General features: G+C 38.8%; 20 protein-coding genes and 1 CRISPR repeat array. Of the genes, 12 read left to right on the forward strand and 8 right to left on the reverse strand.

Annotated elements, in window-relative coordinates:
* Positions 1 to 24: 24 nt before the first annotated feature.
* The gene (gene cas7d, locus V7K97_RS13945) at positions 25 to 1,059 is read left to right on the forward strand and encodes a type I-D CRISPR-associated protein Cas7/Csc2 (RefSeq protein WP_334801631.1); all 1,035 of its coding nucleotides are present in this window, start codon (positions 25 to 27) and stop codon (positions 1,057 to 1,059) included.
* A gap of 5 nt (positions 1,060 to 1,064) precedes the next feature.
* On the forward strand, positions 1,065 to 1,772 hold the full coding sequence (gene cas5d, locus V7K97_RS13950) for a type I-D CRISPR-associated protein Cas5/Csc1 (protein WP_334801632.1): 708 nt from the start codon (positions 1,065 to 1,067) through the stop codon (positions 1,770 to 1,772).
* Positions 1,773 to 1,930: 158 nt separating this feature from the next.
* On the opposite strand, the gene V7K97_RS13955 is transcribed toward cas5d, so the two are convergent.
* Positions 1,931 to 2,794, reverse strand: a complete 864-nt coding sequence (locus V7K97_RS13955; RefSeq protein WP_334801633.1) for a helix-turn-helix transcriptional regulator — start codon at positions 2,792 to 2,794, stop codon at positions 1,931 to 1,933.
* Between the two features lie 147 nt (positions 2,795 to 2,941).
* Between V7K97_RS13955 and V7K97_RS13960 the strand changes: the two genes are divergently transcribed.
* The 10 genes from V7K97_RS13960 (at position 2,942) to cas2 (ending at position 14,001) form a co-directional block, all read left to right on the forward strand.
* Complete coding sequence (locus V7K97_RS13960; protein ID WP_334801634.1) at positions 2,942 to 5,428, forward strand: hypothetical protein; 2,487 nt, start codon at positions 2,942 to 2,944, stop codon at positions 5,426 to 5,428.
* 2 nt (positions 5,429 to 5,430) lie between these two features.
* A complete protein-coding gene (locus V7K97_RS13965; protein ID WP_334801635.1) occupies positions 5,431 to 6,327 on the forward strand; it encodes a hypothetical protein in 897 nt (298 codons plus the stop codon).
* Positions 6,328 to 6,330: 3 nt separating this feature from the next.
* On the forward strand, positions 6,331 to 7,155 hold the full coding sequence (locus tag V7K97_RS13970) for a hypothetical protein (protein WP_334801636.1): 825 nt from the start codon (positions 6,331 to 6,333) through the stop codon (positions 7,153 to 7,155).
* Positions 7,148 to 9,847, forward strand: coding sequence for a CRISPR-associated helicase Cas3' (gene cas3, locus V7K97_RS13975; RefSeq protein WP_334801637.1), 2,700 nt, complete (start codon positions 7,148 to 7,150; stop codon positions 9,845 to 9,847). The genes V7K97_RS13970 and cas3 overlap by 8 nt, the downstream gene beginning before the upstream one ends.
* A gap of 70 nt (positions 9,848 to 9,917) precedes the next feature.
* Positions 9,918 to 10,538 (forward strand): 2OG-Fe(II) oxygenase, encoded by a 621-nt coding sequence (locus V7K97_RS13980; RefSeq protein WP_334801740.1) that lies wholly within the window; start codon positions 9,918 to 9,920, stop codon positions 10,536 to 10,538.
* A complete protein-coding gene (gene cas6, locus V7K97_RS13985; RefSeq protein WP_334801638.1) occupies positions 10,528 to 11,409 on the forward strand; it encodes a CRISPR-associated endoribonuclease Cas6 in 882 nt (293 codons plus the stop codon). The genes V7K97_RS13980 and cas6 overlap by 11 nt, the downstream gene beginning before the upstream one ends.
* A 117-nt stretch (positions 11,410 to 11,526) precedes the next feature.
* Positions 11,527 to 11,892 carry a four helix bundle protein gene (locus tag V7K97_RS13990; RefSeq protein ID WP_334801639.1) on the forward strand — a complete coding sequence of 122 codons (366 nt, stop codon included), beginning with the start codon at positions 11,527 to 11,529 and terminating at the stop codon, positions 11,890 to 11,892.
* Positions 11,893 to 11,906: 14 nt separating this feature from the next.
* Complete coding sequence (gene cas4, locus V7K97_RS13995; RefSeq protein ID WP_334801640.1) at positions 11,907 to 12,536, forward strand: CRISPR-associated protein Cas4; 630 nt, start codon at positions 11,907 to 11,909, stop codon at positions 12,534 to 12,536.
* A 149-nt stretch (positions 12,537 to 12,685) separates the two neighbouring features.
* On the forward strand, positions 12,686 to 13,690 hold the full coding sequence (gene cas1d, locus V7K97_RS14000; RefSeq protein WP_334801641.1) for a type I-D CRISPR-associated endonuclease Cas1d: 1,005 nt from the start codon (positions 12,686 to 12,688) through the stop codon (positions 13,688 to 13,690).
* 23 nt (positions 13,691 to 13,713) lie between these two features.
* A complete protein-coding gene (cas2, locus tag V7K97_RS14005) occupies positions 13,714 to 14,001 on the forward strand; it encodes a CRISPR-associated endonuclease Cas2 (RefSeq protein WP_069070563.1) in 288 nt (95 codons plus the stop codon).
* A 268-nt stretch (positions 14,002 to 14,269) separates the two neighbouring features.
* A CRISPR array of direct repeats spans positions 14,270 to 15,892; the repeat unit is 37 nt; unit sequence ATTGCAATTCACCAAAATCCCTATTAGGGATTGAAAC.
* A gap of 137 nt (positions 15,893 to 16,029) precedes the next feature.
* On the opposite strand, the gene V7K97_RS14010 is transcribed toward cas2, so the two are convergent.
* The 7 genes from V7K97_RS14010 to V7K97_RS14040 form a co-directional block, all read right to left on the reverse strand.
* Positions 16,030 to 17,064 (reverse strand): Npun_R2821/Npun_R2822 family protein, encoded by a 1,035-nt coding sequence (locus V7K97_RS14010; protein WP_334801642.1) that lies wholly within the window; start codon positions 17,062 to 17,064, stop codon positions 16,030 to 16,032.
* Between the two features lie 16 nt (positions 17,065 to 17,080).
* On the reverse strand, positions 17,081 to 17,971 hold the full coding sequence (locus V7K97_RS14015) for an Npun_R2821/Npun_R2822 family protein (protein WP_334801643.1): 891 nt from the start codon (positions 17,969 to 17,971) through the stop codon (positions 17,081 to 17,083).
* 3 nt (positions 17,972 to 17,974) lie between these two features.
* Positions 17,975 to 18,955 carry an Npun_R2821/Npun_R2822 family protein gene (locus V7K97_RS14020; protein ID WP_334801644.1) on the reverse strand — a complete coding sequence of 327 codons (981 nt, stop codon included), beginning with the start codon at positions 18,953 to 18,955 and terminating at the stop codon, positions 17,975 to 17,977.
* Between the two features lie 3 nt (positions 18,956 to 18,958).
* Positions 18,959 to 19,918 carry a glycosyltransferase family 10 domain-containing protein gene (locus tag V7K97_RS14025; protein WP_334801645.1) on the reverse strand — a complete coding sequence of 320 codons (960 nt, stop codon included), beginning with the start codon at positions 19,916 to 19,918 and terminating at the stop codon, positions 18,959 to 18,961.
* A 62-nt stretch (positions 19,919 to 19,980) separates the two neighbouring features.
* A complete protein-coding gene (locus V7K97_RS14030) occupies positions 19,981 to 21,192 on the reverse strand; it encodes a glycosyltransferase (protein WP_334801741.1) in 1,212 nt (403 codons plus the stop codon).
* Positions 21,193 to 21,196: 4 nt separating this feature from the next.
* Positions 21,197 to 23,446: an ABC transporter ATP-binding protein/permease gene (locus V7K97_RS14035; protein WP_334801646.1), complete on the reverse strand. Its 2,250-nt coding sequence runs from the start codon at positions 23,444 to 23,446 to the stop codon at positions 21,197 to 21,199.
* A 182-nt stretch (positions 23,447 to 23,628) separates the two neighbouring features.
* Positions 23,629 to 24,795 (reverse strand): glycosyltransferase family 4 protein, encoded by a 1,167-nt coding sequence (locus tag V7K97_RS14040; RefSeq protein ID WP_334801647.1) that lies wholly within the window; start codon positions 24,793 to 24,795, stop codon positions 23,629 to 23,631.
* Between the last annotated feature and the right edge of the window lie 27 nt (positions 24,796 to 24,822).

Here is a 24,822-nt window from a genome sequence, read left to right on the forward strand (position 1 = left end):
TAACTAAATCGGAGCAATCAAATCATGAAATTCTTGAAAACACTTGATTCTAAATTTTTCCACGATGTAATCCCTGCTAAACCAATGGGGAAATATGTTCATTTCATTACTATTCGCGTTACCGAGTCTTATCCTTTATTTCAGACAGATGGTGAACTCAATAAAGCCAGGGTACGTGCTGGAATTGAAAACAAAGAACCTATTAGTCGCCTGGCAATGTTTAAGCGCAAGCAGTCTACACCAGAACGTTTAACAGGTAGAGAATTACTACGTAACTACAAAATTGGTGACTGGGAAAAATGCGACTATAACGTAGATTTCAGCAAAACTACTCCTGATTGTATTCTCTACGGTTTTGCGATTGGTGATTCCGGTTCTGAGAAATCTAAAGTAGTTGTAGACACAGCGTACTCTATTACACCCTTTGATGATTCTCACCTTAACTTTACCCTCAATGCACCTTTTGAAAATGGGACGATGAGCCGTCAAGGGGAAGTAACCAGCCGTATTAATAGTCAAGACCATATCTTACCTCAAGTCTTTTTCCCCAGCATTGTCACGCTGAAAGATCCTACTGAAACTGGATTTCTCTACGTTTTCAATAATATTCTCAGGACACGCCATTACGGAGCGCAGACTACCCGCACCGGTAGAGTGCGTAATGAGTTAGTTGGAGTCATCTTCGCTGATGGTGAGATTGTTAGTAATCTTCTCTGGACTCAAAAGATATATGACGTAATGAGCAATGCAACTCCAAAGCAAATTAATCCTCCTGATCCGCTCAATGAAGATGAGGTTTTAGAGGCGGCTAGACAAGCAATTACTGCTCTAATGTCTCAAGAGTGCATTTCTCATACTGATTTTGTTGGTGCATCCTTTACACAACTTTTGAATGAAGTTAAGTCTATCACCAGTGATGAAACTCGATTGCAAGAAATGTTGACTCAAGCAAATGCTGAATCATCTGTTTATGCTCAAACATGGGTTCTTAAATCAGGCAAGAAAGACGCTAAAAAAGATACCAAGGGTAATAAGAAAGCTGCTGCTGTAGCGGAGTAAGCAAGATGGTGTTTATTTATCGCTGTCAAATAGAACTTCATGACAGTCTCTATTATGCAACTCGTGAAATCGGGCGATTGTATGAAACAGAAGCAATAATTCACAATTATGCTCTCTGTTATGCACTGGGTTTAGTTGATAGTAAAATCCACTCTACTACCGTTGCTGAAGAACATTCCTATCGCTATTTTTGCCCTGAACAAGTGCCAAAATATGAGGAGCATTTAACGCCTCTCAATCAACAGCAAATTTACGTAACTCCGGCGCGATCGCTCAATCATTCTTCCATCCTCAACACCTGGAAGTATGCTAATAACAACTACCATGTTGAAATGGAGAAAACACAGAAAAATATCCCTAGTTTTGGCAGAGCAAAGGAAATAGCAGCAGAAAGTCGATTTGAGTTTTTTGTCATATCTCAAAAAGAACTCAAACTACCAAAGTGGATTCGCTTGGGTAAATGGATGAGCAAGGCTGAAGTGACGGTTGAACCATTACCGAAACCTAAAATTGCTGAAGGTATATTCACTTGTACACATCCATTAAATCCTTTAGATGTGATGTTCACTAATCAAGTGATTAGCTATGATGTTGTGAATATGCCTCCAGTGAGCTTAATCCAGAATGTCCAAATGCGAGGTCAATACTATCAATTTGATGGCATTCAAAACTTAAAAATTCCAGTTCGGATAGAATATCGGTTTCGGAGTTAATTACTTACCGAAATCCGAACTACGCTTTTTCTTTTTCCCAAGATCCTGTAAAACTTAGGCGTAATGGTGGAACTCCAGCAATCCTTACAGCTTGAAAAATAGACCTCTTGCATGAATAAAATTATGCCCTCAGACTGGAACTCTAGGGCTACTAAAATTTAACTCCTGGTTTCGATATCGTATAAATTGCATAGGGTGAGGAGTTTTTGTTTGAGGCGATCGCGCAGACTCTCTGGTGATACAATCACGCAATCTTCCCAATAAGGCGATACTTCTCGAATCAGCCAGAAGGGGTTAGCTACTCGCCGCACTACGTGACGCACATCATTAATCATGTCATCCTCAATATCATCTTTTTTCGGCTGATAGGCTTTGGCTAGCCAACCTCTAAAGTGTAATTGCACTTTTACATAATCAAGTTCACCTCGCCAATCACCACTTGTAGGTACAACAGACTTAATTCGCTCAAAGCTTAAGCAACGATTGTGCCAAAGTTCGGGTAATTCTGGAATATCGTTTTCTACGTCTGCTGTCTCTTCGCACCAGATCATCAGATAAAAGCGTTTCTCAAAAAAGCGCACCTCAGCGTGACGAACTTTGTAATCTAATTCCTGACCTTGAGAGTTGAAATAGAGAAGGTAGAAAGGCTGTTTTGCTTTCCTCAGTTCTTCTATCCTACTCCGCCATTCTTGGATAGGTTGACTAAGTTGTTTCATCAGTAATTGACGTAGAGGCGCTTCAATATTGCCACGTTCCAGCAAAAGTGCAAGTACAGTTTGCGCTTCTCCGATGTTACCTGCATCGTTCAAAGCTTTTATTGCTTGCTGTAAGGCATTAATTTGGTTAGAGTCAAGCGTGAAGGGCTTTCCGACCTCTAGAGATTGTTGGGCGATCGCTACTATTAAGCCCGAAACACTGGGTTCTTTGCCCCAAGTGATATTGAGTAGGCGAGCGATCGCTTCTAGTTGTTCCTTAGTTCCTGGCGGAATTGACAGTGTAATTGTTTCTTTTTTTCTCGGCATTTATAAAATGTAATTGCACTTTTAATTTACTTGTGCCATATTCATAGATGTAATTATAAATAGTCTGTTTGCAAAAAAGTGTAGTGACAGAACTTGAGGACAATATTCCTGATCCAGATATATTGTGTTATCACCTTGGTACTGAGTATGGGGAGAAATCTGTTAAAAGCTGAAATGATGATTAATGATGCTGATTTAAAAATCCTCACAGCTGCTCTTGCTGCAAACTTGGCTGTTAAAGACTCAAAGACTTTAATTTCAGCATTAGCAAGTCAATCGGAGGCTGTGACTATCGCTCAAGCGTTTAGTTCATCCAAGTTGATCAGAGAACTAAGACTTGCAAAAAATGACCCAATAGATGAAAGCTTTCTGAACCTTGATAAACAAGGAAACCAAGTTTTTTATCAAAATCAATTAATTGGTAAAACTCAGCTTTTATATAAATCTCCTTTACCGGGTGAGTTACAAGCTCGATTGGCTATTGAAAGCATTACAGACCGTTTTCTGGAATATCTGCAAAAGATATATCAGATAGTTGTATTGACTGAGAGTATTTACCACGTACAAGTTTTTATTCCCCAAAAATCCATTCCAGACTTCAGGACACTTTGGGAAGATTTCTTAAATAATGTTGCTTTTTCAGCTAATGGTAATACTCAATTTCAGTTACCAGGATTAGTTCAGACTTTTATTTTGATGCTGAATGCTATTACTCTTTCTGGACGTGGCTTTAGCACTTTAGACGTGCCAATTTTAACTCAAGAACAGTCAACAGTATTAGCAGCTTGGTATCTTGCTGTTTATCGAGATGTTAGAAATCGGCAAGAAGTTCGTCAAAACCAAATCAACGATCTTCAGAAAGAACTTGCTTCACTTGATCCAAATCACAAAGATTACAAGGCTAAACAGAAGGACTTGCAAGCTAAAGAGGCTATGCAATCAAAAGAAGAGAACAAATATACTGAGTATTTTCAAAAAGGTTTTGGCAAAACTTTAGAAGAACAAAATGCTATATTGCAAGAGGTCAAAATAATTCAGGTTAAGCTAACCGATTTAGACTTAAGTCAAGTTGAGCGCGGTAAACTGCAAAAGCAACAATATAAACTGAATGGTAAAATTATATTCACTGAAAAATTTATTCAGCATAAGCTTGAGCTATTAAGGCAATCTCAGGGAAATCCTTTTAATTTTGTTGAAAAAGATAAACAGCAAAATCCTGAATTTTTTAGTCAAATTATTGCAATTGCTAAAAATTTTAATAGAACTGCAACAGACCAAATTAATTCAACTCGTGGTGATATTTTTACTCAGTGTATTTCTGAAATATACCGCTTACTAGAGAATCAGCAGAATGAACCACTACCTCCACCATTACTGACTGAACAGCTAGTTTTACCAGAAATGCGATCGCCTGGAGATGATAGTAAAGAATTTTGCTATTCCTGCGGTGTTAAAGTTGACCCAAAAACAGCACGCTGGCAAGTTCTCAGATTTATGTTTGAGCGACCTTCTCAGCGTCGTCAATCAGCATCAAGTGAGGGTAGACCTCATATTTGTGCTTCGTGTTCTGCATTAGCATTTGCTTCACCACTGAAAGTTACAGATGAAAGTATTATCTTGCGACTTGAAACTGCTGATAAAAATATTGCATCTGAATTTAAGGTTAAAGACTATATCAGAATGTTGACTAATAAAGAGTTACATCTGAGTGCAGGCCGTTATATAGTTTTAGCCTCAGACCGCACAAATGGAGGTGAAATAGCAGCTAAAAAACTAGGTCAAGTTCAGTATGCTCTCGCTAAAGTAGCTTCTATATTTCCGTCAGAAGTTATCGCAGACTTCAACTTTTTATTGATTACTCAAGGTAGTGAACCAATACCTTTATTAAGCAGACACTTGATTTTTATCAAAGGTCTAATGGAGAGCTACAGCCAGTCAATAATTATAGCTGGTAAAGATATCAATATGAATTTAGGAGATGCTATACGTTATGTACACCAAGATTTACCTTATTTGGCAGACTACACTCTTACAAAAGTTGCTAAGACTGCTAACTATTTAGAGTTAGAGCAGATTCGTGAAGCTTACTGGAAGATATTACAAAAAAACTTAGAATTAAAAGGAGGTTCTATGGGTTCAGATAATCAACTCTTAAAAAGAGCAAAGTTATACAGAGATGTAGCTGCTTTAACTGGTTTAACCTATGCTTTTGCTCACTCATTAGAAACCACAGTTAAAAGGCTAAAACCAGAAGATGCAGAACGAGAAGTCAGCAAAATAATTGAAAAAGTCGATGATGCAGTTGCTTTCTGCTACTACGCCACTTTAGGAGATAAAGAAAAAACTAGTGTAGAAGCTAGACTCTGGAAAAATCCAGATAATGACTTCATCTATGAACAAACCAACAAATTACTAAAGGAATTAGAAATATCAGGAAGAGAAGAAAAAGATGATTCAGGCAAAACTTGGCTTAAACTCTATGCTGATGATGTTTTGAAAGCTTATGCACATTTTGCGGAGAATGGCTACTCTCAAGATAAAGATTGGAAAGATTTGACGTATCAACTTAAGCTTTCTCTTTACACACGCTTTCCTGAATTAGTTCGCAAACTTAAATCAAATAGTGAGAAATAATCATGGCTACTGGACTTCCCAAGACGGATGATAATAATCCACGTTTACACTTTGATATTTATGCCATTCTAGAAGGTTCTCAAGAACTTTATTTTGGGCATGAGGTACAGGTAAATGTAAACTTAGTTGAAACGGTGAAGTTAAAGATTAAAGATGCACTTTCAACCGAACCTCGCTCAATCGAAAAATGCTATCTTTCTCCAACAAAAAGAAAAGGTGTAGAACGCCGTTGCTTAATTTGGGCACCAGTTAAAACAGGTGAACTACTCGGAGACAAACAAAAGTGTGGTATTCCTGAAACTTGCACTTTACCAAATTGTCCTATATGCGCTACCTATGGCGGTTTAATTGCTGGAAAGAAAACTTTGATTGGTCGTGTTACCCACGGTGGCGGAGTGGCCGTACAGGAAATCTATCCTGTAGAAAAGCAACGAGCTATGCACCCTGCACGTATAGCTAATCAATTAACTAACAAAGAAGATAAGCCGATACCCTTTAAACGAGAGTACAACCAGCCAGGTATTCTGTATCCAGTATCTAACCACGCATTGAGTGTAACTGACAAAGAGTTTGCTTCTGTTGGCTATGCTTTTCTAGATTCTCTACCTCGCATTGGTTCTGGTAATCCGAAGGGAATTGCGATCGCAGAATCTAGCGAACATCAACCATTGCTAGTTGTAGATCGCTATCTTGTACCAAAACGTAAACGTCCAATCATATCCCCTGCTATCAATAATCCAGAAGAAGCGATCGCAGAATTTATCCGACTTTCTAGAAAACCTGAAGATGCTACTGACCATATTCAAGAAACACATTTTGAGCGGTGGATTGGTGATGCGGCTTTAGAAAAATTGCAGGAATATTCTAGCAACTTCGTTGACAACGTTTTACAGGCATAAGTCATGTACTGCCTCAAATTTACAATTCAGCCTACGGCAGCGATGACATTTCGCATCCTGCCTGGGTCAATTCTTAACATTGCAACTTATCCTTTTGTACCGCCAACTACTCTATCGGGATTTTTACGCAGACTCGGTATGATGAGCGTCGAGTTAGAGATTCCTGAGACTCGCGTGAACAACGAAAATCCACCAATTTATGCTCTACCAGCTAGTTATATAGCTTTGGGTGCATACCCAGTCTCAGGAAAGTGGAGCGGAGTACATCGGACTTATCGGAAGGGAATGCGAGAGTTTAACCATGATTCTTTCTCCAGGCTTTACTTGGATGAAGACAAGGCAAATTTTCAACTTCACACATGGGAATATTTCATTGCAGAAGAATTAGTTGGTTATGTAATCAGCGAATCTAAAGCAGGTCTAGAATACTTTCAAAAATTGGAAGGCTACGGCTGTAAATTAGGTAAAGAAGGCTATGCCGTAGTTAAAGAAGTTTCAGGATTAATTGAGATGGAACGTCAAACAATTGCGGCTAACCCATCAACAATTGTCCCAATGGAAGACTTATTACAAAGCAATCACTTTATTAAAGGTTGCGATATCTATAACCTGTATCGCTACGACTGGTCAGAAAATATTCAACCTGTTTCTGAAAGGGAGGGTTTTCTAGATCAGAACCCCACTCATGTAAATGGATTTGTTCCTTTTGTTACTGCCTATTTTGCTCATCCAATTGGTGATCCTCCAACTTTAGATTATTACACCAATGGAAAAATTCATATTCCTGTATCTCTCATAAATATGTTGAAAGGGGAAGTTTATGTCTAAGTCAGATCGTCAGCATCCATTTAATTTTGGTCGAGTATTCTTTCCTGAAAAATCTAACCCTATACCCAGTAAAGTTTACTTCCAACCATTGGGTAATCATGTAGGTAACGTTAGAAGACTAGTCAAAGCTTGGAATATTGATGATTTCCCAGGCATAACGCTAGAAGAACGTCAAGAATCGTTTCAGCGAGTTCTAAAAGCAGCTGATATTCATGATATGGGTAAACCTCAGAAGTTTAATCTTGAAGTTAAAACTACTCAAATTAGGAAGTTTAAAGAATATGTTTATTCATTTAAAGGGCATCGATTTGCAGCTGATAGCCCGGATATTTGGGCAAAAACTCTAGCTATAGGACATCATGATTTTTCCGTAAATGATATTAGTCGAGATACTTACAAGTTAAAGCAAGAATCTCAATATTATGCTGAAATCTTAGCTAAAGACCCACTTACCTATGCTCGTGAACTCTACATTTTAGAGATGTGCGACCAGCTAGAAGCAGAATTAGCTTGTCGTGTTATTGGAGATGACGAGCAGGCAGAATCTCGCGCCTTTATGGATTACACAACTGCAAAATCTGAGTTGGATGACAAGATTTACTTGATTGATCCTTGTCCTTTTAATAAAAATAGTATTCCACTTACATTTGAATATTGGTCAATGGAACTTAGCCAAGCTGATAAAGATAGTTTGCAAAACTGTCTAAATACAGAACAAGATTATAAATTAGGTAAAGTGTTGGATAAAATTGCTAAGAACTGGTGGCAGTCTCAGCAAGGAAAACCTGAAAAATCAGAGCCTAAATCAATTACTATGAGTGCCTATCAATCAAATGATAACTTAAAACATTGGAATTGCAACTCTATTTATAAGGCATTGGGAGGAGAAAATTTTGTTCCTAATCCTATGCAAAGAGAAGTATTTGAAGCTATAGCTAATAATGAGCATCCCGCAACTCTGCTGAAATCTCCTACAGGTTCGGGGAAAATGGAAGCTATTTTATTTCCAGCATTAGCGAGAGGATATCGTCTATTTCTACCTTTACCTGCTCGTAGTTTATTAGAAGACCAAAAAGAGAGAATTGAGAAATATCTTAAGAAATTTTCAAAATTACAACCAGAACGTGAAATATCTCTGGTTGTGGACACAGGAGCGCAGATGTACAGATGGGTTTATCGCAATGGGGAAGATATCACTTCTACACTAAATATCAATTCTCGCCGTCATCTATATAAAGGGGATGTTATATTAACAACCTTGGATAAGTTTTTATATCGTTATTTTGCGTTTGGTGATAAACAAAAGTCTTTCATTTTCCCTTTAAGGATTCATCGAGAAAAAACTTTAATTTGCTTTGATGAGGCTCATACTTATGATCAAATATCATTTACAAATTTTCAAAGCTTGGTCAAATCTCTCTATGAAGCCGGACGCTCTCTTGTTTTAATGACAGCTACTATGCCAATAGAGCATTGTGAGCGATTTAACTATTTAGATTTAATCGATTTTGTAGAGAACTCTCAGTACCTAGAAGAACTCAATCAATTTCAGCAACAAACATTAAAACAACCTCATCTCAATAAAAAAGCTTTTGAATGGCATAGTCATCTTAAACGTGACCAAGATAATCCTGAACCGTTCCAAAATGAGATTGCAAAAGTTATTCTTAAAGAATGGCAATCAAAAGCTAATAGCCGAATTATTGCTGTAGTTGAAACTGTTAAAGATGCAGCAGCTATTTACCAGTATTTAATTAAAAATATTGCTTCAAATACTGATACTTCGGGAAAATTTATATTTCTCTATCATGGTAGAATTGCTGACCATATTAGGCCAGCTATCTATAAACAAATACAAGAAATGGATGCAAACAGCCAGCCTTATATTTTGGTTACAACCAGTGCAATAGAAGTTGGTTGTGACTTGAATGCTGAGGTGTTAATATCTCAAATCTGCCCACCTGAAAATTTGATTCAGAGAGCAGGACGCTGTAACCGCAAAGGTAACATTTCAGATGCCAAAGTAATTGTAGTAGGTGATGAAATTCCTGATTTTGCAAATAGCTTAGATGATTTAGGATGGCAAAAATATCAAAAAACTCTCCAATCATTAGAAAATTTTGATACTCAACTAATTGCTAAATGTATTTCTAGAACCCAACAAGTAGATGATTATCGAGTAGTAGAACTATTTTCAATGCTACATGACTATGTTTATGGGGCAGACTTAACTTGTCAACCTGCTCATGAAAAGGGTTTAGTAATTACTCGTAGCTGGAAGCCATCATCAACATTGATTTATCTTTATAAAGATGAAAATGGCAACCAACAAAAACATAAAGTAACAGTTCCTATTGATCGTCTAATCAAAAACCAAAATAATCAATATGCTAATACCTATGTTTATGAGCGTTATTACAATTATGAAAATACACAATGGCAGTCAAGAGATTTAGGGTGGGGTTCTGCGTATTCAAAAGATATATTTATTGAAATTTCACCCAATAACGAAGGTGCAGGCATGTTTGATGGTAAATATGAATATCCCTACAACTCCGAATTTGGTTTTGTTGAACTACCAGGGGTTTTTATTAAACTAAAAACATCTGACTTTGAGGAAAAGTTACTTTACCAGCATAATGACAAGAAATCGTCAATCATAACATATACAAAATCTTTAAATACTGATTAGTTCTTAACCTACTCTCCCCTGTGCTGTTGAACCTGATAAACTCTTGAACTACTCTCCCACCACATCCCCAGTGAAACACTATCAACAACAATCCAACGCCTTCCCCACTGATTACTTAAACAACTTGTGGGGAGAAATCCAAGCTTGTCCTTACTTTGCGATCAACAACCTCAACCGCGATTTTGTCGCCACTAAAGGATTTTCTGTAGTGTTTCAGCGTTCTGGATTAGCACAAGTAGAACAGCAGTTTCCCTACTTCAAACCTTATCTAGATTTGGCTCTCCAGGCGAATTGTAATGCTTTTTACCTCAATCCTTTACAGCTAAAAGAAGGCTCCCGCGTCGATCCGCATATCGATCGCTCCTTACGTTCCTACTCCAAAACCATTGAACCGCCGGCGGTTGTCAGTGTGCTTTATGTGCGCGTACCAGCAGATATGGAAGGGGGAGAATTGGTACTCAAGTCGTACAAACGCCAACTTGGGCAAATTAAGCCCCAAATCAATACTTTAGTTTATTTTCAAGGTGATTTAACCCATTCGGTTAACGCTGTCAAAACCCCCGGAAATCGCCTAAGTTTAGTTTGTGAGCAGTATAGTTTGAGTGATGCTGAACTCCAGGAAATCCCTGAGTTCACTGTAGAGTCAAGAAGCACTCAGTCTACAACCAAAAAGAGAAAGTATGCCTCATAGTTTAGTGTTGAATTTGCTACCTCAATCGCCCATTCCACCACAGTATCTTACAGGTAGACATCTCCACGCCCTATTTTTAACTCTAGTTAGTTCTGTAGATACCACATTGGGCGATCGCTTACACGATTCTACCGCAGATAAAGCTTTCACCCTCTCCCCTCTACAAATAAGGGGACAGGGGATAGGGGATAGGGAACAGGATCGGGGTAAATATAAATCTAAAATTTTTACTAGCAGTAGTTTGCAGTACTCACATCAACAACCCATTCCCGCAGGTACTCCTTGTTGGTGGCGCATCTCCTTATTAGATGACACTCTATTTGGCAAACTTACCCAACTCTGGCTAAATCTTAATCCCAATCGCCCTTGGCATCTTGGCCCAGCTGATTTGTATATTACCAGCATTCAAGGCACACCTCAATCTATTCAACCTTGGGCAAATGCCAGTACTTATGCTCAATTATACGAAGAAGCTAGCAATGGCAATTCTTCCATTAACCTTAGCTTCTCCACGCCCACCGCCTTCCGTCAAGGACAGTATGATAGTACCCTTCCTACCAGAGAATCTGTTTTTAATTCCCTACTTTCGCGGTGGAATAAATACAGTGGCATAGAATTATCTCATATTGCCATCGAGTCAATCTTCCCTTCTTTTGTCAACATTCACACAGAAATATTAGCCGACTCCCGCAGCAAATTTATTGGCATTATTGGCGAAGTTAACTACAAGATTTTGGGAGAAATTGAACCGATACAAATTAAGCAACTTAACGCTTTAGCTGATTTTGCTTTGTATGCAGGAATCGGTCGCAAAACAACAATGGGAATGGGTATGGCACGTAGGTTACAGGGAACAGGGGACAGGGGATAGTTTGTAAATAAATCGACCGGACACAGGATAGTGGATAGGTTATAAATAATGTATTAAATATAACCGACGTAATCTGTAACCTATCACCTGTCACCTGTCCCCTATCACCTATGACCTATGAAAATAGAGTCGCATCGAGATTTGATTGTTTGGCAAAAATCAATGGATATGGTAGTGCAGATATATCAATTAACTGCTACATTTCCAGCAACAGAAACTTATCGATTGACTTCGCAAATCACTAGAGCAGCAGCATCAGTACCAGCAAATATAGCTGAGGGTCATGCACGAGGAACGAAAAAAGATTATGCAAACTTTTTAGCGATCGCTAAAGGTTCGTTAATGGAAACAGAAACTTTTTTAATGCTGACTGTAAGGTTGAATTATATACCTCAATCAAAAGCAAACTCCACTTTATTTCTAATCACAGAAATCAGCAAAATGCTTACTACGCTTCGTAATCGACTAATCAATACAGAATGAGAATGAGTAAAAATATGAAAAATTATCTGTCCCCTGTAACCTCTCACCTATCCCCTTCATTAGAATATATTTCAATTGCGGCATTGAATCAATACGCCTTTTGTCCGCATCGCTGTTGGCGAATGTTTTGTGCAGGCGAGTTTACCGATAATCAATACACAATTGAAGGTACAACTTTACACGATCGCGTCCACACTACAAGCGATATACAGCGAGGAGAAACTTGGCAGATTCGAGCAATTTGGCTGAAGTCAGAGCAATACAAACTCATCGGTAAATCTGATTTGATTGAAGCCGAATCCGGTCAAATTTACCCAGTAGAATACAAGCGGGGACGCAAAGGCGAATGGGATAACGATGAGTTGCAAGTTTGTGCCCAAGCCTTATGTTTAGAAGAGATGACTGGACAACCAGTTACTACTGGATATATCTATTATGCTCACTCCCATAAACGGCAATTAGTAGAGATTAATGCAGAGTTACGACAAAGTGCGATCGCTACTATTGAATCTGTCACAAATATCCTAGAAACAGGAGTGATGCCAAAACCAGTTTACAGCAAACGCTGCCAAGGATGTAGTCTTTATTCGCAATGTTTACCCAAAGCAACCGATAAAGTCAAAACTTATCAAGAAGTCAATTAAATCATACTCTGGCCAATTCTATAGCGTTTCCTAATCATAGTCCCCTCCTCGCTTGCGGGGAGGGGGTTGGGGGTGGGGTTCTTGTACCTCACTCAACCGAGAACCGCTATATTCGCTCAAACCCCAATTATTACTAGGAATCATCAAAAATGGGAACAGTTTACGTAATGGAAACCGATGCTTTTATCGGCAAACTTGACGAACGTCTCACCGTCAAAGCTGAACAAAAAACAATCTTAGATATCCCTTTAATTAAAATAGAGGGAATTGTAGTACTTGGACGGGCTACCGTTTCTCCCTCCGTTGTCAATGAACTTTTAGAACGTCATATTTGTTTAACATTTCTCACACAAAATGGACGATATTTAGGGCGTTTAGAACCGGAAGTTACCAAAAATATCTTTGTTCGTAAAGCCCAATGGCAAGCTGTGGGAGAATCACAACCAGCGATACATTTAGTCAAAGGATTTGTGCGGGGTAAATTAAAAAATTACCGCCATAGCTTACTTCGCACTCAGCGAGAACATCCTGATATTGACTTGAATAATAACATCACTCGATTGGAAAACGCGATCGCACCAATCGAAAACACTAACAATATTGATTCCCTCAGAGGCTTAGAAGGTGCCGGTAGCGCAGCCTATTTTGGTTGCTTTCAACACCTAATCAAAACCTCAGAATTTAAATTTGAAGCCAGACGCCGCCGCCCACCAACCGATCCAGTTAATGCCCTACTGAGTCTTGGATATTCATTACTACGCCATGATGTGCAAAGTGCTTTAAATATTGTCGGCTTCGATCCCTATCTAGGATACTTACACGTCGAGCGTTATGGTAGACCTTCCCTAGCCTTAGACTTGATGGAAGAATTTCGCCCTTTAATAGTGGATGCTGTAGTATTGTCGCTGATTAACAAGCGATCGCTCACCTTAGCTGACTTTACCACCGAACCGCTCAGTGGTGCCGTAAATTTAACCAAAGAAGGATTGCGTACATTTCTTAGCGCCTACCAACAAAAGAAACTATCGAGTTTCAAACATCCAGTCCTGGGAAACAAATGTACCTACCAAGAATCCTTTGAAATTCAGGCGAGATTGTTAAGTAAGTACCTCATGAACCAAATCGATAAATATCCTCCCCTAGTTCTCAAATAACTTGTCATTTCTCCCTCACTCCCATGTATATTGTTGTCAGCTACGACATTCCAGAAGATAAGCGTCGTACAAAAATCCATTCAATTCTCAAGTCTTACGGACAATGGATGCAACTGAGTGTGTTTGAGTGCGATATCACACCCACTCAGTATGCTAAACTGCGATCGCGTTTAGCTAAATTAATAAAACCCGACACAGACAGCGTTCGCTTTTATTTTCTCTGTGGCTGTTGTCAGCGAAAAGTCGAACGTATTGGCGGAGAACAGCCACGGGACGAAACAATTTTCTTTGCTGAGTCCCCTTCTAGCTAGCTTTCTACATCTCAAATGCGCGGAGGGGTAGGTGTACAAATTTCATAGCCCCAAAAAAGTGCTTCTATCCCAACTCCAGCAAGGGTTTTACCCCATTAGTCACCTAATCCTCATCCGCGCAATCTCTGAAATGCTTATCAAAATAGGGTTTTAGCCTTTAAATTTTCCTGGCACTCTTTCCAAACGAATTCTCTAATGCTATGATTGGCCTTGAATCGCGCAACCGCACCTTGAAAACTAAATATAGCTGGGCTTTCAGGCTCCCGCCATTGCAATTCACCAAAATCCCTATTAGGGATTGAAACATGAGATGTAAGTATCGGTATCCATCTTTTGAAGATTGCAATTCACCAAAATCCCTATTAGGGATTGAAACTTTTTATCAAATCACGCAAAGGATTAGAAATAGAATTGCAATTCACCAAAATCCCTATTAGGGATTGAAACGATTGATAGGGAATTATGTGTGAGGAAAAACGAATTGCAATTCACCAAAATCCCTATTAGGGATTGAAACATATAGCCGTGGTATCTTCACGTTTGTCAGTCTACTCATTGCAATTCACCAAAATCCCTATTAGGGATTGAAACATTATTTTTGACACTTTAAAATACACCCTATCATTGCAATTCACCAAAATCCCTATTAGGGATTGAAACTATGAAGCTGAATGAGTAAGTGCTGAAAGCATCAATTGCAATTCACCAAAATCCCTATTAGGGATTGAAACCTCGTCAATGAAGCGAATACGCTCGTCAGGAAAACATTGCAATTCACCAAAATCCCTATTAGGGATTGAAACTGCAAGGTGGCTCAATTCCTTGCACTGATGAGTAGATTGCAATTCACCAAAATCCCTATTAGGGATTGAAACTATGCTCATGCTCTGGCAATGCAGATATAGTATAATTGCAATTCACCAAAATCCCTATTAGGGATTGAAACATTTCCTTAGTAGGATTGTACTCAATGCTAATCCTATTGCAATTCACCAAAATCCCTATTAGGGATTGAAACGCTGTATAGCTTTCCACATCTCCCATCTCATCAGGAGATTGCAATTCACCAAAATCCCTATTAGGGATTGAAACTAAATATTTATCTTCTAAAAATCCCAAATAATTAAATTGCAATTCACCAAAATCCCTATTAGGGATTGAAACAAATGCGAAGCAACGATAAAGGGGGGGATTGCCGGGGATTGCAATTCACCAAAATCCCTATTAGGGATTGAAACAATCCCTTACTTGATTCTATCCTGTACCCCCATTATTGCAATTCACCAAAATCCCTATTAGGGATTGAAACGTTGAGGGTACATGGCGGACAGTAAAGTACTCTGGATTGCAATTCACCAAAATCCCTATTAGGGATTGAAACGGGGCGATCGCTGGACTTGCTGCAAGTGATGTTGATTGCAATTCACCAAAATCCCTATTAGGGATTGAAACTGACTTTTGTAGTTCTTCGGTCTTTATAAATTCATTGCAATTCACCAAAATCCCTATTAGGGATTGAAACATATATAATTTTCCCAAAGGTAAAGGCGATCGCTAAATTGCAATTCACCAAAATCCCTATTAGGGATTGAAACATTCCTTTTTTCGCATCTATATAGAGCTTAAACTGCATTGCAATTCACCAAAATCCCTATTAGGGATTGAAACATGACAATTTTAATGGATATGAACTTGATATGCCTGAATTGCAATTCACCAAAATCCCTATTAGGGATTGAAACCTTAACGAGATTTCTTAGCCCAACGAAATTACCCTCTATTGCAATTCACCAAAATCCCTATTAGGGATTGAAACCCGTGATGCTTTCCATGAATTCTATTATTTCTTCTAAGATTGCAATTCACCAAAATCCCTATTAGGGGTTGAGATGATTCAGACAGTAGCTAATTGAACAAAAAACTATTACAGCAGATATCAAGTTGGGTGTTGTATACAAGCTAAATCTCAACGCCAGGTATAAAGCCTGTTTTACTTCTGAATTCTGCTGTCAGTTAATTCTTGCTCAATTATTGAGTAATTTTATCCTTAAAATTGCGATAATTCAGCTTAATATTACTAACCCTTTGGTTCAGAAAACTTTTAGTGGTATTTTGTAACCGTGTGAGCAGAGTGGGACGCTTAAAGTTTTGAGGTCTATCTGCTGAAGATTTTAAATACCGATAATGTAAAAACAAGTCTCGGTAGGCAAAACTAACATCTTCACCACTACAAAGTTTAGTAAAACTTGATGAACTTATGCTCATATAGTGTAAATATGTCAACCTCCGCCCTTGGTCGTAGAGGATATTATCTACTTCCTCAAATTGAGAACTCCAGTGATTACCAGTTGCTTGTTCGCAGTCATGAAAAGCAAAGTTATAATAGGAAATTCCACTTTTCAACACCATATAATTAAATAAAGATTGGTCAGGTGCTAAAAAAGCCATGACATCAGCTTCACCCGCTATTAATTTGTCAATTAATTCCGCTCTTATCGCTGGAGAAAAAATATTTTTCTTAGTGGCAAACCAACCAGCACAAAATACTTTGGATTGCAAATTATCTGAGTTAAAAACTTGCTGCCTAAGCTCTGGCGAACCATCAAAAATAAATTTTACGTCAGACTTATATTGAAAATCATTGACTACCCAATCATAGACATCTAATTTTTCATATACATAATCTACAGGCCCCATTAACAAAGTATCTGCATCAAAATAAATAAATCTATCAAATGGACCATCAATAGCACAAAATTTGCGGTGCATTGGTAACTCATAGAGTTCTGGAAAGCCCCATTCTCGCCAAGTTTTTTGCGCTCTAGGGTAATTTTTCCATATCTTAATAGCAAAGTTATCCCAATAAGCTATGGAATCATCATCTTCAAATAAGCTGATATTCTCTCTAGATGCAATCTCTGCTTTTACCTTGTCTAATCGCTCATTATATGGAAGTATACAAATAGGAATTCTCCTACCAGCATTAGCTTCTATACTGTTGAGCAAAGCAACTAATTGGTCATAGACAACATCATTGGCTAAGATATAAATGCCATCAATCATTGGGATACTCCTAATATTAAGTACGAGCAGCAACAAAGGGAAATAAACGGCGAGTCAGTTTGGGGATGAAAGCGAATTTACCTTCATGGAGATAACGATAGTGTTCCCACAATTGCCAATAGGGACTACCAGCTTTCATCCGCGTCCCAGCCCAGTGGAGATATTTTAGTCGTTGTCCTCGGTCATAGAGGGCGTAGTCTTGCTGTTGGAAATTTTGCGAACCCGCCCAACTACCAGGTCCTCCCCCAGGAATTTTGACGAGATTACCACGCTTGGAAATTAGTTTGAGAACAAGATAATTTAAAATTGGTTGGTCTGTAACTCCTTCAGAGAAATCAAAATATTCGCGGTGTGCTGCACATTCGCGCAAAGCTTCATCCATTTGTTGTTCGCTAATAATTCCTTTTCTCGAAGCCCAAAAACCACTGTTGAAAACATCTTGAAGTTGGGCATCAGAAAAAATTTGCTGCTCTTTCACAAATGGGGAAAAGATATTTCGCAGCTTGTCATTGGCATGATGGTAATCACAACAGAAGAAATCAACTTCTGAAAGTTTGTCTAAATTGTCGGCGATTTTTTCAAAAACCACAATATCCGTATCAATATAAATAAATTCATCTAAAGGGCCAAACCACGCCACCAGTTTACGCATCTTGTTAGGTAAGGCGAGGAAATCTCGATCAAAAATTTCTCCGATGCGTTTGGTAAATGTATCAATAAGTTCTAAATCTGGGAAAATTTGGACGTTGTGTAAGGTAGCAAGCTGTTCTGCTACTTTGTGGTAATTCTCATTAAAAGGTATGAGATAAATGGGAACTTCACGGTCATAGTAACGAATGCTATTGAGTAAAGCAATAGCATTATCAATAACGCGGTCATTGGCAACAATATAAATGCCCCTAGTCATAAATTATCCTTGGTTAATTAACTTAAGTTTTCGTAAAGCTCTGGTAAGTAAATTTGGTACTGGAGCGTCATTATAACTCTTAGGAGGATTTTGAAATAATGGGCGCTTCTCTGGTTCGTGTAAGTAACGATAATAGAGAAACAAATCTCGATAGGGAAACTCAATATTCTCTCCAGCACAGACTGCTTGATTGATATTAGGAGGAATCCCAATATAATGAAGATAAGTTAGTCGATTACCTTTGTCATAAAGAAGATGTTCTCGCTCCTCGAAGTGCTTAGATGTGGCAGAACATCCTGTTTTTTCATTATCTGGGAGTTGGCGAGCAAAGTTATAAATAGAAAGGTTAGACCTCATTACCATATAATTGATTAATGGTTGTTCACCAGCACCTTCATACAAAAGTTCCGCCTCACCCTTTTGCAAATTGGATATCAGCCAATCTCTTTGCTCTGAGTTAAATATTCCCTGTTTTGCACCATAGAAACCTGAGCAAAATATTTCGGAATCAATGCGTTTTTGCTCGAAAATTTCTAGTAATTTCGGGGAATTAACATTATATATTTTACTAACATCTTTAAATTGGAAATCGTAGACAACAAAATCATAACTATCTAGCTTGTCAAACACTGGCGCGAGTGAGTTCATTACCAAGGTGTCTGCATCTAAATAGATAAACTTATCAAAAGGTCCATCAAAAGCGCAAAAACGACGGTGAGCGCCATACAAACGCGATTTACTCCGATTCAATCGTTCTGGGGCTGCTGTGAGCATAAATTGATCCCAGCGATTGATTGATTCCTGATTATCGTAAATAAATACATTCGGGCGTTTAGCTATTTCATCAGCAATCCGTTGTGTCTGATCGTCGAAAGGATAGATACAAACAGGAATTTCTGAGCCTAAAATCACATCAATACTGTTGAGCAAAGCCACCAGTTGATCGAAAACATAATCATTGCCAAGGGTACAAATACCATTCATAATTTATGAGTGTTGATCAACAAAGTTTGACAACCAGTTAAGTAGGTTTAATTTGTGTAAGATGATTTGACGCGCTTCTGCGATCGCATCTTTGGCAGCATACCAAGCATCAGGCGTAGCTGTCACTTCTTGGATGTAGGCAATGCCTTTTTCATCTAAACTGGGCAATCTTAAAAAACTACCCGGTGGCAATAATTTATCAGCAGCCGGTCCACCATAGTAAATTGGCAGACACCAAGCAAGTAAACTATCCCAAAGTTTCTCACTTACATACCAATTATTATCAGCATAATTTTCAATTGATAGATTGTAATAGTATGGTGCCATGCCATACCATTTATTACTCAGTTCTCCCGATTTGTTCGCCCATTCTGGTAAGTTACGCCCATACAAATCAAACTTCATGCCACTAGATTGTAAGGATTGCAAAAAGTCTAAACGCTGGCGATGTTTAGCAGTGCGGCTAATACCCGAAGTAATCCAACTACATGGGGCAACCTTTTCGGGTGGTGGCATTTCATTTAAATCTTGAAATGAATTTGAGTGATACCAAATAGCAGGCATATAGTCAGGAGTGGGAGCAAAATCATCGGGTCCAGAAATGTAGCCGCAATACTTCTGGGCTTGTTGATAATTCTGATTAGTTATTTCTACAATTTCATCTAAAGGCGGTTCTCGTAGTAAATAAATAATCCGCTCTTGACTCACACCACGCAGTAGAGAATCAACATTGACTACTGGTTTTTGCTGCCCTTTGCGAAAACTATCTAACCAAGATTTCTGCGGCGATGCTTGGGGAAAATCAAATTGATACATCAGCAGGAAATCTGGTTTTGCTGCTAGCGCCTGCATTTGCATATTGCCCCAAGTTCCAAATTGATGCGGGGTTTGTTGCCATAGCCAATCGGCTCTGGTTTCTAAACCTCGATAGCTGCTAATCATTCCTACAGTTTTAAGAGTCATTTTAGTTATTTGTTATTTGTTATTTGTTATTAGTCATTTTCCTTCATCTCCTCCATTCTTCCTTATGCGATAAATAAAGGCAGCAGAGATTCATCAACATAACTAAGGATTTTTGCCGCCCGATTTTCCCAAGAAAACTGCTTGACAAACTCGATACTATCTGGATAACCTTCGATCTTTCTGGGATGAGTTTCTAAAACCTGCTTGAGACTTTCGGCAAATTTGCTGGGGTTATCTGGCTCACACCAAGCAGCGATCGCTCTAGTATCTTGAAACTGAACTAATGATGGAATTTCTGTCGAGACAATGGGAGTTCCAGAGGCAAAGTAGTCAAACAGCTTTAAGGGAGATGTGAAAGTTGCCGCCTTTCCTGAGCAATGAGGGTGAGCTAAAACATCGGCTGCTTGTAGCAAAGATGCTAACTCATTATGCAAAATATAACCCAAAAATTTAATATTACTAATCTGTTTTTCTTTGACGAATTGCTGATAATATTCGACTTCTGTCGGCTTACCACCGGCACAAGCAAATTGCACATTAGGCATTTCTTTCGCCACATCAATTAATACATCAATGCCTTTAAATTGCTGTAGCGCCCCCGCATAAACTACTAATTTTTGGCTGTCGTCTGGCAATAGTCTTTTACGCCATTCGGCGGCTTTTTCTGGTTGTCTCTCCATAAATAAGCGGTTAAAACCATTGTGCAGCGTAATTACTTTTTCTGGAGGCATCCCATTTTTAATCATGCTTTCACGGATGGTGTCTACAACAGTGACAGCAATTTGCAAAAGCGGATTTTTGACAATTTCTGTCTCAAATGGCTTCTCTTCGTGGTGGTGGTGTTCGTAAATTGCCGGAGTACCATTTTTGATGGCAGCTTTCACAAAATTCCAGTTGCGACTGTGGACAAGTTTGGCAGTTGGAAGTATGTGAAATGGTAAATAATATTTGCTAGCAATGGTGTTAGAGTCAGTAAATTTGCTCCGAAAATGGTCAATTGGCCAAGGCATCGGTAAGGGAGCAACTTTTAATTTGTCATGTAGATTGTAATATTTAATCAGTTCTGTTGGGGTTTGTCTCGGTTGAAAAGGACGAGCTAGATTAACTAGGTTCATCGCTTTTGCTCCTTTTTCAGGGTATACCAAAACTGTTGAGTATCCTAAGTTGGCGGCGGCATTAGCTGCATTTGTAGACTGCACTAGGTGAGCTTCTGGCTGGGGTAACTCTTCACCAATGAAAAAAATGTAGTGTTTTTTTAAAGTAGGATCTTTCATAATTTTAGGCATTAATATTACTCTCAAACTTTCCTAAATACTCGAGTAAATATATAGCAGATTCATAACTTTCAGTAATTAATCCATTTTGTTCTTCTGCGGTGGATGTCGAACTATCAGCTAGAGCGCGGAGAGAGCTAAGTATGAGGTTAATAGAAGTCCGAAACTCAACGGAGATATGATTAAAGGTTTGATAATGGTTACTGATAACATTCTGATTGTGATCAGAAATTGAGAGCATTTGCCCCCGGATTTGTAAGTTAATAACATCCTCAAAAACATCAATGGTGTTGAGAATTCTCAACGCTGATTTATAAGAGTCTTCTATTAATTCGTGCCGTTCTTGGGAATCGTCTACCAAATCATCAAGTAATAAACGCAGTAACCCAATCATCGAGTTCATCTGTGTCCGAATTTCGTGAGAGATGCGGAGCAAGCTTTGATTGTGTTTGGTAGCAGTTTCAGGACGTTCGGCAAATTGCATAGAGTACAAACGTGAGTAGTAACCACCCTTTTGTAAAAGTTCTTCATGGGTTCCTGTCTCTACTACTTGTCCTTGCTCTAACACAGCTATTTGATTAGCTTTTTGGACTGTGGAAAGGCGGTGAGCAATTACTAGAGTGGTGCGATCGCGGCTCAAGTCATCCAGTGCAGACTGTACTAAACGTTCGGAAACAGTATCTAAAGCGCTGGTGGCTTCATCTAAAATCAGAATTTCAGGATTTTGCAGGAGGGCGCGGGCGATCGCTAATCTCTGTCTTTGTCCACCAGATAACATCACGCCGCGATCGCCAATCAAGGTGTCAAATCCGTGAGGCAATTTGCTAATAAACTCATAAGCATTTGCCCGCTTCGCTGCTGTCAGAATTTCATCATCAGTAGCCTCTGCTCGCCCATAAGCGATGTTATTCTTCACCGAGTCATTGAAAAGAAAGGTATCTTGACTGACAATTCCCATCCGCTTTCGCAGGGATATTACATCGAACTCCCGCAAATCGATGCCGTCAATGCTAATACTGCCAGCGATCGGGTCATAGAATCTAGGTAAAAGGTCTGCTAAAGTGGATTTACCAGCACCCGAACCGCCTACCAATGCTAAGGTTGTGCCATGTGGTAAATATAAATTTACATCTTTGAGTACTAACTTCTCATGACCAGGGTAGGCAAAGCAAAGAGAATTAAAAGACACTCCCTCTTGTAATTTGGTGTAGGGAAGCTCACCTTTGCCCATGAATGGCTTATCGTGCAGGCTTAAAAACTCATTGCTAATATCCACACTGGCGGCGGTACTAGCAAAGTTGCTGCGAATAGTATTTAGCTGAGAAATCAATGGTAGCACTCGCAGTAGCACTAATAAATATGTCAGGAGTACGGTAGAAAGGGAAGAAACCTGGCTAGCAAAGAAGGTTTTGCTCAAAACTACAATCAGCAGTAAAGCTGTAATACCCATCACCTCACTCAGAGGTGCGATCGCTTCGGAATTAATCTGAGATTGGAAATCTGCTAATTCGCGATCGCGAATTAATTTTTTAATCCGTTCATATTCTTTTTCTTCATTTCCCGTCGCCTTTACCAGCCGAATTCCGTTTAGGATTTCCAGTACAGAGATTGAGTATGCCCTAGACATCTCACTAAGCTGCTTCCCAAAATTTTTAGACCGGGAAATGGCATACTGATTTACTAACGTCACCAACGACAGCAAAAGCGTAGCCACAATTGTCAACTGCCAAGAAATTGACAGCAATAAACCGACAAAAACTAAAATTGTGATTCCCAGAATAACTATCTTAACTGTACTACCTATAGCACTTGCAGCCCGACCAATTTCTCCACCAAGACGGTTAATTAAATCGCCAACCTTTGTCTTGGCATAATAATCTAGATCGATGTCTAGTAACAGCCTTAATCCGGTTTCGCGCATATCCGATGTCAGCTTTCTGGTTAAAGAACTCGATGTTAAGGCGCTGGCATAAGCAGCTAAGTTCTTTAAAAAAATTGTGAGGATAATTGCCCCAGCCATTACCACTATCCGGTAATTTTCTGGAGTACTATCAAAGGGAGATATCATCCTTTTGAGGATGGGAGGGGCAGTAGTTAAATCTACTTCTTGCCCCACGATTTTTAAAACCACCGGCACAATTAAAGCTGTGCTAATCCCATTAAATAAAGCTCCAGAAAATCCTAATAATATTGTCAGCAGAATCAAACCGGGATAGGGTTTAGCGAATCTTAGTAGTAGTTTTTTTGTAGACATTGGATATTTTTATGCCACTTTCATTTATTAATATTATTCACAAATTACTTGTCAGAAAAAGCTAATCATCAAATAAATACGGCACTCCGAGACTGGTTACTGGGTACTGGGGAAGAAAATATGATTAAGATTTGGTTGGGTTCCCAATCCCTAGTCCCTAGTCCCCAATCTCCAATCAAGATTCACAACCGAGCAATTACTGACTTGAGCGTAAAAGCCATAGCCTCTATGCTGTAGTGTTCTACACATCTTTGTCTTGCCTTGATACCTTGCTGGTTTGCTGACTCTAAATTCTGAAAAATAAATTGAATTTGTTCAGCAAGTTGTTCAGGACAAGCAGGGTCAACTAAATAACCAGTATCACCTAAAATTTTGGGAATATCTCCAACGCGTGTTGATAATATAGGTTTAGCCATTGCCATTCCATCTGTCAACTTCAGGGGAAATTGAGCGCGAGTTTCTGGAGTATCTCGTTGGGGAACGACTACAATGTGAGCCGCAGCTACCAAATCAGGCATTACATCAGCTGGATACTTTGGTAATTTGATAATCCAGCGTCCCCACTTTTGTTCAAGTTGCTGATCGTAATCATCATAAGGACTACCACCTACAATCACTAGTCTTAAGTCTGGCTGATTAATTTTATCGAGCGCTATAAGAACATCTTCTAGACCTTTATAAGGTCTAGGCGCACCAGGAAACATTAAAATACGATATTCAGATAAACCATAACGGCTTCTACTAGACTCAGCATCATATTGAGTGGGGTCAAATAAAGAGGTATCCTTGCCATTGGGAACAAATGTACCACCAAAACGTTGGTGCAAAAATTCAGTATGTACTGTAACTGCATTAGCTTGATTTACCAAAGCTTCCATCCATTTCAAGTACAAAGGATGATTAGGTAATCTCAAAACACCGTCTTTTTTAAGTAAGTCTTTTGCTAGCTGTTTGAGTGTGGGACGATATTGCCATTCATCACCGCCATACCAGCTAAGTTCCCAATCATCAATGTCTAAAATTACTGGTCGGCGAGTGTATAGTTTCTTTAGAAGTGCAACTCCAAAACTTGCTGGTTGAGGCTTAATTGCATAAATAATATCTCCATCAATATGTTTTAAAATTTTCCCTACAGATTTTAAAAAGCTGGGATAATTAATACCTTCTACAGCATATACTTCAGAACCTAAAGGAATTGCTCCATACAACTCATTACCAAATAAGAAGCCCAGGATTTTTACTTCGTATCCCAACTTAGTCAAGGCCGCTTTTAACAAGGAAGCACGAATGAAACCATCATTAGTAGATAAATTCCAGACAAGCAACGATACCTTTAATCTATCTTTCATAAATGCTAATTTACCTGCTTATAAATG

Source organism: Nostoc sp., assembly GCF_036917815.1.
GTDB lineage: Bacteria > Cyanobacteriota > Cyanobacteriia > Cyanobacteriales > Nostocaceae > Nostoc.

What these genes read in the sequence shown, in the direction of transcription:
- cas7d (WP_334801631.1), top strand. Translation starts at nt 25, where the DNA reads ATGAAATTCTTGAAAACACTTGATTCTAAATTTTTCCACGATGTAATC.
- cas5d (WP_334801632.1), top strand. Translation starts at nt 1,065, where the DNA reads ATGGTGTTTATTTATCGCTGTCAAATAGAACTTCATGACAGTCTCTAT.
- V7K97_RS13955 (WP_334801633.1), bottom strand. Translation starts at nt 2,794, where the DNA reads ATGCCGAGAAAAAAAGAAACAATTACACTGTCAATTCCGCCAGGAACT.
- V7K97_RS13960 (WP_334801634.1), top strand. Translation starts at nt 2,942, where the DNA reads ATGGGGAGAAATCTGTTAAAAGCTGAAATGATGATTAATGATGCTGAT.
- V7K97_RS13965 (WP_334801635.1), top strand. Translation starts at nt 5,431, where the DNA reads ATGGCTACTGGACTTCCCAAGACGGATGATAATAATCCACGTTTACAC.
- V7K97_RS13970 (WP_334801636.1), top strand. Translation starts at nt 6,331, where the DNA reads ATGTACTGCCTCAAATTTACAATTCAGCCTACGGCAGCGATGACATTT.
- cas3 (WP_334801637.1), top strand. Translation starts at nt 7,148, where the DNA reads ATGTCTAAGTCAGATCGTCAGCATCCATTTAATTTTGGTCGAGTATTC.
- cas6 (WP_334801638.1), top strand. Translation starts at nt 10,528, where the DNA reads ATGCCTCATAGTTTAGTGTTGAATTTGCTACCTCAATCGCCCATTCCA.
- V7K97_RS13990 (WP_334801639.1), top strand. Translation starts at nt 11,527, where the DNA reads ATGAAAATAGAGTCGCATCGAGATTTGATTGTTTGGCAAAAATCAATG.
- cas4 (WP_334801640.1), top strand. Translation starts at nt 11,907, where the DNA reads ATGAAAAATTATCTGTCCCCTGTAACCTCTCACCTATCCCCTTCATTA.
- cas1d (WP_334801641.1), top strand. Translation starts at nt 12,686, where the DNA reads ATGGGAACAGTTTACGTAATGGAAACCGATGCTTTTATCGGCAAACTT.
- cas2 (WP_069070563.1), top strand. Translation starts at nt 13,714, where the DNA reads ATGTATATTGTTGTCAGCTACGACATTCCAGAAGATAAGCGTCGTACA.
- V7K97_RS14010 (WP_334801642.1), bottom strand. Translation starts at nt 17,064, where the DNA reads ATGATTGATGGCATTTATATCTTAGCCAATGATGTTGTCTATGACCAA.
- V7K97_RS14015 (WP_334801643.1), bottom strand. Translation starts at nt 17,971, where the DNA reads ATGACTAGGGGCATTTATATTGTTGCCAATGACCGCGTTATTGATAAT.
- V7K97_RS14020 (WP_334801644.1), bottom strand. Translation starts at nt 18,955, where the DNA reads ATGAATGGTATTTGTACCCTTGGCAATGATTATGTTTTCGATCAACTG.
- V7K97_RS14025 (WP_334801645.1), bottom strand. Translation starts at nt 19,918, where the DNA reads ATGACTCTTAAAACTGTAGGAATGATTAGCAGCTATCGAGGTTTAGAA.
- V7K97_RS14030 (WP_334801741.1), bottom strand. Translation starts at nt 21,192, where the DNA reads ATGAAAGATCCTACTTTAAAAAAACACTACATTTTTTTCATTGGTGAA.
- V7K97_RS14035 (WP_334801646.1), bottom strand. Translation starts at nt 23,446, where the DNA reads ATGTCTACAAAAAAACTACTACTAAGATTCGCTAAACCCTATCCCGGT.
- V7K97_RS14040 (WP_334801647.1), bottom strand. Translation starts at nt 24,795, where the DNA reads ATGAAAGATAGATTAAAGGTATCGTTGCTTGTCTGGAATTTATCTACT.